The organism is Streptomyces sp. UH6, assembly GCF_013421635.1.
Classification (GTDB): Bacteria; Actinomycetota; Actinomycetes; order Streptomycetales; family Streptomycetaceae; genus Streptomyces; species Streptomyces abyssomicinicus.
This window is the reverse complement of sequence record NZ_JACADT010000257.1, coordinates 1-6,615: the sequence shown is the minus strand read 5'-3', so window position 1 is coordinate 6,615 and position 6,615 is coordinate 1. Positions and strand designations below refer to the sequence as shown.

Sequence of the window (6,615 nt, the reverse complement as noted above, 5' to 3'; positions counted from 1 at the left end):
GCGGCGGCCCTAGTCCTCCACCGCGGGCTTCGCGGGCCCCACAGGCCCCGTGGGGCCCTCGGTCTCCAGGGGGGTCTCCATCGGCTCCGTCTCGTCGTCGAGGAGCCCCGAGCGGGCGATGAGGTAGCCGAGCTGGGCGCGGCTGCCGCTGCCCAGCGCGGCGGCGAGCTTGGCTATGTGGGCGCGGCAGGTGCGCACGTTCATGCCCAGCCGGCGCGCGATCGCCTCGTCCACCTGGCCCTCGACCAGCAGCCGGGCGATGGTCCGCTGGATCTCCGGCACGCCGTCCACGGAGACTTCCCTGGCCTGCTCCTGGAAGAGCGGGTCCGCGTTGCGCCACTGCTGGTCGAAGACCTTGACCAGGTAGTCGACCAGACCGGGGTGGCGCAGTTCCAGGGCGACCTTGCGGTCGTCCTGCGCGGGGATGAAGGCCACCTGCCGGTCGAAGATGATCAGACGGTCGACCAGTTCCCGCGCGGTGCGGAACTCCATGTCGGTGTCGTTCATCATCCGCGCGTAGTTGAGGGTGCCGGGACTGTGGCGCGCGGTGTGCTGGTAGAGCACGCGGGCCACGATGCCGCGCGGCGCCTCCTGGGCGAGCCGGAACGACGTGGTGAGGGCCGGTTCGCTCCGCCCGCCGCCGGGCTGGACGGAGAGGATCTCCTGGCGGCAGTTGGACTGGGCCAGCCGGATCGCCTCGTTGATCCGCTCGACGCCCTCCAGCACGGTGATGGCGTGGGTGGTGGGCCGGCTGTGGGTGGCGATGGAGAGGAACGGCTCGAAGGCCTGGGCGAGCTGGACGGCTTGCTCACGCCGCTGCCGGATGTCCCGCTCGAGCGGCAGCAGCCGTTGCGAGAGGGCGGTCATCGGCGGCACCGGCCGGAGCCACGCGGAGTCGTCGGGGTCCGGCTGGAGCAGAGCGAACTCCAGCAGGCATGGCGCGGTTTCGGCCTCCGAGCGACGGATGCGGCCAAGGCGCAGCGAATCGGCGTAGAGCCGTCGGCCATCCGCGCACAGATCCTCCATCCCGTGGGGATGCGCCCCTGTTGTGTCGGTATGTCCCAAATCTCCGCCCCCCAGGGTCATGAACGTGCAGGAACATGATGCATCTTCGAACTGGCCATCGTGTGCCGGTATGCGCCATCGTCTGATGCGGCGGGGGATCGAATTGGGAAGTGAGGACGAAGCCCATCATGTGCAAGAGATTGCTTCTCTCGGCGCTTGCTGTCGCCTTCTCGGCGGGTGCGATCCTCGGCGTCGCCGGCCCGGCCGACTGGGGCTGGAGCAGCCCGGGCGCCGACAGCGGCAGTGTCCAGGCCGACTGGTCCTGGGACGTCGTGACGGCCGACCCCGCCGGGTACCACGCCGAGGCGGGCGCGGGAGCATGAGCACGCCGCCGGACGACCGCTCGTTCCGTCGCGAGATGGCCGTGGCCTACCGGTCCGGCTGGCACTTCGTCGACCTGGTCACCGCGATCCCGCACGCCGGCGACTCCCTGATGGTCACCGTCTTCGGGGAGCCGGTCGTGGTGACGCGCGACGAGGAGGAGGACGTGCGGGCGTACCGATGCCTGCGGCGCCCCCGTGGAGCGCCGCAGCCGGTTCGATGCGCCATCCGGTATGGAATGATCTTCGTGAACCTGGACCAAAGGGACCACCGGGAGTTCACCCCCCAAGAACTGCCCGGCGTTCCATCAGCCACCCCCCGCAGTGCCTGAAGCGATACCCCCAACTTTCCACGATCGCTCAGGCGCTTCCCCCCGGCAGCGGCGCCACCGTGACCTGAACACGGTGGCGCCGCTGTCGTGTGTCCGCAGGTACTCCCGCGGACGCCTCCCGCGGGAACTCCTCCGGTCGTCCGCGCATTGAGTGGAATAGACTCAACTTTGTGGACGTTGGCCGCGTCAGAACGGGTAACCGACGCGTGAGTGCGTACGCGGTCGTGACGCAGGGCAATCGTGACGCCGGGCCGTCGTGACGTAGAGCGGTCGTGACGCAGGCGAGGGAGGAGACACCGGACGTGGACGCCGAGCTGACCAACAGGAGCCGGGAGGCGCTGAACGCGGCGAGCAGCCGCGCGGTGACCGAAGGGCACCCGGACCTGACGCCCGCCCATCTTCTGCTGGCGCTCCTGGAGGGCCAGGAGAACGAGAACATCGTGGACCTGCTGGCCGCCGTGGAGGCCGACCTCGCGGCCGTGCGGCAGGGCACGGAGCGGGTGCTGGCCGGTCTGCCCAGCGTGACCGGGTCGACGGTCGCGCCGCCCCAGCCCAACCGTGAGCTGCTGGCCGTGGTCGCGGACGCCGGGCAGCGGGCCAAGGAGCTGGGCGACGAGTACATCTCCACGGAGCACCTGCTGATCGGCGTCGCCGACAAGGGCGGTGCGGCCGGCGACGTACTCTCCCGGCAGGGAGCCGACGCGAAGAAGCTGCTGGACGCGTTCCAGAGGAGCAGGGGAGGACGCCGGGTGACGACCCCGGACCCGGAGGGTCAGTACAAGGCGCTGGAGAAGTTCGGCACCGACTTCACCGCCGCCGCCCGCGAGGGCAAGCTCGACCCGGTCATCGGCCGGGACCACGAGATCCGCCGCGTGGTGCAGGTGCTGTCGCGGCGCACCAAGAACAACCCGGTGCTCATCGGCGAGCCCGGCGTCGGCAAGACCGCCGTCGTCGAGGGCCTCGCCCAGCGGATCGTGAAGGGGGACGTGCCCGAGTCGCTGAAGAACAAGCGGCTGGTGGCGCTGGACCTCGGCGCGATGGTCGCGGGCGCCAAGTACCGCGGCGAGTTCGAGGAGCGGCTGAAGACGGTGCTCGCCGAGATCAAGGACTCGGACGGGCAGATCATCACCTTCATCGACGAGCTGCACACCGTGGTCGGCGCGGGTGCCGGCGGCGACTCGGCGATGGACGCGGGCAACATGCTCAAGCCGATGCTGGCCCGCGGCGAGCTGCGGATGGTCGGCGCCACGACGCTCGACGAGTACCGGGAGCGGATCGAGAAGGACCCCGCCCTGGAGCGGCGCTTCCAGCAGGTGCTGGTCGCCGAGCCGTCGGTCGAGGACACCATCGCCATCCTGCGCGGACTCAAGGGCCGCTACGAGGCGCACCACAAGGTGCAGATCAACGACAGCGCGCTGGTCGCCGCGGCCACCCTCTCCGACCGCTACATCACCTCCCGCTTCCTGCCCGACAAGGCGATCGACCTGGTCGACGAGGCGGCCTCCCGGCTGCGCATGGAGATCGACTCCTCCCCGGTGGAGATCGACGAGCTCCAGCGCTCCGTCGACCGGCTGCGGATGGAGGAGCTGGCGCTCTCCAAGGAGACCGACCAGGCATCCAAGGAGCGGCTGGAGCGGCTGCGGCGCGACCTCGCCGACCGGGAGGAGGAGCTGCGCGGCCTCAACGCCCGCTGGGAGAAGGAGAAGCAGTCCCTCAACCGGGTCGGTGAGCTGAAGGAGAAGCTGGACGAGCTGCGCGGCCAGGCCGAACGGGCCCAGCGTGACGGCGACTTCGACACCGCCTCCAAGCTGCTCTACGGCGAGATCCCGTCACTGGAGCGCGAGCTGGAGGCCGCCTCCGAGGCCGAGGCGGAGGTCACCCAGGCCGACACCATGGTCAAGGAGGAGGTCGGCCCGGACGACATCGCGGACGTGGTCGGCTCCTGGACGGGCATCCCCGCCGGGCGGCTGCTGGAGGGCGAGACGCACAAGCTGCTCCGCATGGAGGAGGAGCTGGGCCGCCGCCTGATCGGCCAGAAGCAGGCCGTGGCGGCCGTCTCCGACGCGGTGCGCCGTACCCGGGCCGGCATCGCCGACCCGGACCGGCCGACCGGCTCGTTCCTCTTCCTCGGCCCGACCGGCGTCGGCAAGACCGAACTCGCCAAGGCGCTCGCGGACTTCCTCTTCGACGACGAGCGGGCGATGGTCCGCATCGACATGTCGGAGTACAGCGAGAAGCACAGCGTGGCCCGGCTGGTCGGCGCGCCCCCCGGGTACGTCGGCTACGAGGAGGGCGGCCAGCTCACCGAGGCGGTGCGGCGGCGGCCGTACAGCGTCGTCCTGCTGGACGAGGTGGAGAAGGCGCACCCGGAGGTCTTCGACATCCTGCTCCAGGTCCTCGACGACGGCCGCCTCACCGACGGCCAGGGCCGCACGGTCGACTTCCGCAACACCATCCTGATCCTCACCTCCAACCTGGGCAGCCAGTTCCTGGTGGACCCGCTGACCAGCGAGGAGACCAAGCGGGAGCAGGTGCTGGAGGTCGTGCGGGCGTCGTTCAAGCCGGAGTTCCTGAACCGGCTGGACGACCTGGTCGTCTTCTCCGCGCTCACCAAGGCGGAGCTGGAGCGGATCGCCGAGCTCCAGATCGGGCGTCTCGCGAAGCGGCTGGCGGAGCGGCGGCTCACGCTCGACATCACGCCGGCCGCCCTCGCCTGGCTCGCGGAGAAGGGGCTCGACCCCGCGTACGGCGCCCGCCCGCTGCGTCGTCTGATCCAGACGGCGATCGGCGACAGCCTGGCCAAGGAGATCATCTCCGGGGAGATCAAGGACGGCGACACCGTCCGCGTCGACCGCGCCCCCGAGGCGGGCGCGGGCCTCACGGTCACCGCGGGCTGACGAGGCACCGCCCCGGGGATCACTCCGGGGCGGTACCCGTCCTGGTCCCGGTCCGGTCCCGGCCGCGGAGGCGCGGGCGGGACCGCGGCGCCGTGCGCTCAGATCCCCATCGCCCACCACGTCACGGTGGAGGTCCCGTCCGCGTGGGGCGTCACCTCCACGCGGACGGTGGACGCCCTGTCGGAGGTCTCCTCGAAGCCGACCTCCAGGTGCAGGACGTGGTCGCCGTCCGTCCAGGGCTCCTCGTCCGGGTAGTTGTCGGCCACCCAGGACCGCGCCTGGTCCGCCGGGAGGCGGAAGGTGACGTCGTAGGTGGTCATGTCCCACGTCCCGACCTCGCACCTGAGGTCCGTGGCCCGGGCCGGCGGCGGGCCGGCCGCGCCGTAGGCCAAGGCCTCGCCGCAGTCCGCCTCGGACGGTGAGGAGGCCACCATGACGGCGACGGACATCAGGAGTGACAGCAGGAGCACCGCCGCCAGCGCGAGCACGACGATCAGCGTGCCGCTCGGCCGCTTGTCCGGATCCCTCATCCTGCACCTTCCGCCACCTCTCCGACCGGGTCGGATCACGCCACGTACGACGCCCCGAGCGGCCCAGGGGTTGCAGGGACCCGCCCCCCGTGGGGGAGACTGGCGGGAGATCCATACGAAGGGAAAATTACGGTGAGCATCGACCCGTCCTCGATTCCGAACTTCGGGGGCCAGGGGGACCAGCCCCAGCCGCAGCAGGGACCGGCGGGCCCCGTTGTCCCGGATCAGGACCTGGTGAAGCAGCTTCTCGAGCAGATGGAGCTGAAGTTCGTGGTGGACGACGAGGGTGACCTCGCCGCCCCGTGGGAGAACTTCCGCACGTACTTCATGTTCCGCGGCGAGAACGAGCAGGCCATCTTCTCGGTGCGGACGTTCTACGACCGCCCGCACGGCATCGAGGCCAAGCCGCAGCTCCTCGAGGCCATCGACGACTGGAACCGCCGCACCCTGTGGCCCAAGGTCTACACCCACACCCACGACGACGGCACGGTCCGCCTGATCGGCGAGGCCCAGATGCTGATCGGCATGGGCGTCAGCCTGGAGCACTTCGTGTCCTCCACGGTCAGCTGGGTCCGCGCGGCCATCGAGTTCGACCGGCACCTGGTGGAGACGCTGGGCCTGGAGCAGGAGGTCGACGAGGCGGACAAGCCCGACGACGAGGAGTGAGCCCCGGGCCGTGGGCGCCCGTGCCTCCAGGGCTTCAGGCGCCCAGGCCCTCAGAGGGGCGACGTCGCCATGACGACGAGGTACGCCCCGTAGGCGAACGACAGCCCGGCCAGGGCCGTGACCACCAGCGTCGCGTGCCGGGGCCGGGCTCTCGCCGTCCTGGTCAGCGCCGCCGCGAGGGGCAGCAGCAGCGGGAAGGCGGGCAGCAGGAACCGCGGCTTGGACGCGAAGTAGCCGGAGCCGCCCACCGCGACGAGCACCAGCACCGCGCTGTAGACCACCAGCGGCAGCGGCGCGCGGTCGGCGATCAGCAGACCGAGGAGCAGCAGCGCCAGCAGGATCACCGCCAGCGCCACCGTGAACAGCAGCTTGTCCGGGTGGCGCAGCAGGTGGCCGACGAACTCCAGGTTGCCCCGGCCGAAGTCGAAGACCGAGCCCCACCTGCGCTGGACGGCGAGGTAGCCGCCCAGCGGATCACCCTCCCGGAGGCCGGCCCACAGGACGAACCCCACCCACCCGAGGGGCGCCAGGGCCGTTCCCGTCAGCGGTTTCCACAGGCTGTGGAAGGAGGCGCGCCGCTGCCGGAGCAGGGTGACCGCGTGCCACCCGGCGGTCACCGCCACCGCCGCCGCGACGGCCAGGCCGTTGGGCCGCGACAGCCCGGCCAGACAGGCCAGCGCGCCGGCCCACAGCCAGCGCCCGGTCATCGTCGCGTACAGGGCCCACGCGGCGAGAGCGGTCAGCAGCGGCTCGGTGTAGACCTCGGTGGGCGCCGCAACACTACAAAAACGGACGACCGGTCCGC

At 71.1% G+C, this 6,615-nt stretch carries 6 protein-coding genes and 1 pseudogene; 4 read left to right on the top strand and 3 right to left on the bottom strand.

What is annotated here, in order from left to right:
• Positions 1-9: 9 nt before the first annotated feature.
• Positions 10-1,026, bottom strand: coding sequence for a helix-turn-helix transcriptional regulator (locus tag HW445_RS14630; protein ID WP_257231071.1), 1,017 nt, complete (start codon positions 1,024-1,026; stop codon positions 10-12).
• A 167-nt stretch (positions 1,027-1,193) separates the two neighbouring features.
• On the opposite strand from HW445_RS14630, the gene HW445_RS14625 reads away from it, so the two are divergent.
• From HW445_RS14625 to clpB, 3 genes are all read left to right on the top strand, one after another.
• Complete coding sequence (locus HW445_RS14625; RefSeq protein ID WP_180221457.1) at positions 1,194-1,388, top strand: hypothetical protein; 195 nt, start codon at positions 1,194-1,196, stop codon at positions 1,386-1,388.
• Positions 1,385-1,717, top strand: a complete 333-nt coding sequence (locus tag HW445_RS14620; RefSeq protein WP_151773477.1) for a hypothetical protein — start codon at positions 1,385-1,387, stop codon at positions 1,715-1,717. The genes HW445_RS14625 and HW445_RS14620 overlap by 4 nt, the downstream gene beginning before the upstream one ends.
• Before the next feature lie 302 nt (positions 1,718-2,019).
• Positions 2,020-4,614 carry an ATP-dependent chaperone ClpB gene (gene clpB, locus HW445_RS14615; RefSeq protein ID WP_180221456.1) on the top strand — a complete coding sequence of 865 codons (2,595 nt, stop codon included), beginning with the start codon at positions 2,020-2,022 and terminating at the stop codon, positions 4,612-4,614.
• A 98-nt stretch (positions 4,615-4,712) separates the two neighbouring features.
• Here clpB and HW445_RS14610 read toward each other — a convergent pair whose 3' ends face one another.
• Entirely contained in the window at positions 4,713-5,144 is a 432-nt protein-coding gene (locus HW445_RS14610; protein ID WP_180221455.1) for a hypothetical protein, read from the bottom strand.
• A gap of 132 nt (positions 5,145-5,276) precedes the next feature.
• Here HW445_RS14610 and HW445_RS14605 point away from each other — a divergent pair, with 132 nt between their 5' ends.
• Positions 5,277-5,810, top strand: a complete 534-nt coding sequence (locus tag HW445_RS14605) for a YbjN domain-containing protein (protein ID WP_180221454.1) — start codon at positions 5,277-5,279, stop codon at positions 5,808-5,810.
• Between the two features lie 50 nt (positions 5,811-5,860).
• Here HW445_RS14605 and HW445_RS14600 read toward each other — a convergent pair.
• Positions 5,861-6,615: pseudogene (locus HW445_RS14600) on the bottom strand (hypothetical protein); the annotation flags it as partial.